The 2,117-nt window shown below is 68.8% G+C and carries 6 protein-coding genes; all 6 read left to right on the plus strand.

The window, feature by feature from the left end; translation table 11 throughout:
- Nucleotides 1-591 (plus strand): hypothetical protein (locus ACOVRJ_RS16370; protein WP_422044901.1); only part of this gene is annotated, 591 nt, incomplete at its 5' end.
- Nucleotides 588-1,184 carry a hypothetical protein gene (locus tag ACOVRJ_RS16375; protein WP_422044902.1) on the plus strand — a complete coding sequence of 199 codons (597 nt, stop codon included), beginning with the start codon at nt 588-590 and terminating at the stop codon, nt 1,182-1,184. The genes ACOVRJ_RS16370 and ACOVRJ_RS16375, both read left to right, overlap by 4 nt.
- Complete coding sequence (locus ACOVRJ_RS16380) at nt 1,181-1,351, plus strand: hypothetical protein (RefSeq protein ID WP_422044903.1); 171 nt, start codon at nt 1,181-1,183, stop codon at nt 1,349-1,351. Before ACOVRJ_RS16375 ends, ACOVRJ_RS16380 begins: the two co-directional genes overlap by 4 nt.
- A complete protein-coding gene (locus ACOVRJ_RS16385; protein WP_422044904.1) occupies nt 1,339-1,476 on the plus strand; it encodes a hypothetical protein in 138 nt (45 codons plus the stop codon). Before ACOVRJ_RS16380 ends, ACOVRJ_RS16385 begins: the two co-directional genes overlap by 13 nt.
- A complete protein-coding gene (locus tag ACOVRJ_RS16390) occupies nt 1,467-1,691 on the plus strand; it encodes a hypothetical protein (protein WP_422044905.1) in 225 nt (74 codons plus the stop codon). The genes ACOVRJ_RS16385 and ACOVRJ_RS16390 overlap by 10 nt, the downstream gene beginning before the upstream one ends.
- 56 nt (nt 1,692-1,747) lie before the next feature.
- Nucleotides 1,748-1,957, plus strand: a complete 210-nt coding sequence (locus tag ACOVRJ_RS16395; protein WP_422044906.1) for a hypothetical protein — start codon at nt 1,748-1,750, stop codon at nt 1,955-1,957.
- The last annotated feature ends 160 nt before the right edge of the window (nt 1,958-2,117 follow it).

Here is a 2,117-nt window from a genome sequence, read left to right on the forward strand (position 1 = left end):
GAGCTGCACCTCACGCAGCCCAGCCCTGGCAGCATCACCCTGCCCTGCATCGCCCACAGCCTGGCGCAGATCAACCGCTTTACCGGCCACGCTTGCCGGCCTTACAGCGTGGCCGAGCACAGCGTGCTGGTCGTGCAGATCATGGAGCGCGATTTCCGCGTCACCTGCCCGCATGCCCTCTTTGCCGGCCTGATACACGACGCCCACGAGGCTTTCTGCGGCGACATGCACACCCCAGGCAAGCGGGTGATCGGCCCCGCCTGGGATCGCTTCGAGGCCACGCTGGCCCGGGCCGTGCGCAGCGCCTTCGCCTTGCACAACGCCAGCGCCATGTGGGCCGAAACCATCAAGCAGGCCGACCTCATCGCCCTGGCCACCGAAAAGCGCGACCTCTTGCCGCCCTGCCGCACGCCCTGGGTGACCCTGGAAGGCATCGAGCCGATCGACTGGCTGCGCCTGATGGACGGCCACCGCGAACAGATGAGCTGGACCGACTGGCGCCAGATTTGGCTCGACAAGGCCAACGAGCTCGACTTCGCCCGCAACGAGGCCATGGGCTTGAGCGTGGACACCGAGGCAGCCGCCACATGAGCCGCCCAACCCGCCAATGGACCCTGGCCGCGCTGCGCGCCGAATGCACCGTCGAGGTCGGCGACTGCTGGGAGTGGCAACGCTCCATGAGCGGCCCAGGTGGTCGCCAGCCACAGATCAACGTCGGCGGCCTGCCCCAGTCGGCCTTCCGCCTTGCGCTGGCCCTCAGCCGCGGTTTGCACAGCGTGAGCCAACTGCCCGCTGGCTTGGTGGTCTGGCGCACCTGCTGCAACTGGCGCTGCATCAACCCCAAGCACCTGGCCAGCGGCAGCACCGTCGATAAGCAGAAGGCACTGGCCGCGGCTGGCGTCTACAAGCAAGACGCCGTGCAGCGCCTGCGGCGGCGAATGCAAGTCAGCCACCGCAAGCTCACGCTGGACGACGCACGCCGCATCCGTGCCAGCACGGACCCCATCAAGGTCATCGCCGCGCGGGAGGGGGTCAGCGCCTCCACCGTCATCGGCATCCGCCGCGGCCGCACCTGGTGCGAATCCCCGGCCAGCAGCGACCCCTTGAGCGCCCTGGCCGCCGCATGGCAAGTCAGGCCCAGCCGGCCCAGCAACGACCCCACCGACGAAGAGCAAGCCGCATGAACGCCCTGCAGTCCGACCTCATCCTGGCCGCCGTCGAGCGCGCCAAAGGCCTTGGCACGATCCCGCGCGACCAAGTCGTCGCCGTGGTCGCCCAGGCACTCCGCATCAGCGAGGCCCTGGTGCGCCAGGCCATCGAGCAAGAAGAGGCCAACGCATGCGCCGCCTGATCGCCCTTCTGCTGGCCGCACTGGCCACCCTGCTGACCGCCTGCGGCGGTGGCGACCCCGAGGACAACCCCGACGTCGACACGCCCCGCGTTGACTGCGCCAAAGAGCCCGAGAAATGCAAGTGACCACCACCCACACCGAGCTGCTCACCTGGCACCGCCTGCCGGGCAAGCTGCCCGACGCCGACACCACCGTGCTGGTGGAAGCCCAGCACGCCGAGGAAGTCTGGCCGGGCTACCTTGACGGCACCACCTGGCGCTGGGCCACCGGCCTGCCCGTCACGGGCAAGGTGCTGGCCTGGGCCGATATGCCGGCGGGCGTGAAGGGGGTGGGATTTTGAGCACGGCAACCTGTACCAACAGCAGCGGCGCACCCGCTGCCGTTGACCTCGATGCCATGGTGCGCGAGATCGAGAAACTGCTGGCCAATGAGCCATGGGCCAAGTTCATGACCGAGAACGGAACCCCGCCCAGCGAGTGGGTGCTGTTCATACCGTCCAAGCTGTTCGACCAGGCATGGCAGGCAGGCATGCCGCTGCCTGAATACGTGCGGATCAGCGCGCTGCTCGATCAACCCATGGCCATCAAACGATCAGCACTGCCATGAGCGCCAAGCCCCTCACGATCATCCAAGCCCCGCCCCTGCTGGTGGCGCGCGAGCACGCCGCCCAAGCCCTGGGCGTCAGCGAGCGCACGCTTGAGGGCCTGGTGCGCGAGGGCAAGCTCGCCCCGCCGCGCAAGATCAGCGCCGGCCGCGTGGGCTGGCT

This window comes from Roseateles sp. (assembly GCF_049240545.1).
Lineage (GTDB): Bacteria > Pseudomonadota > Gammaproteobacteria > Burkholderiales > Burkholderiaceae_C > Paucibacter_A.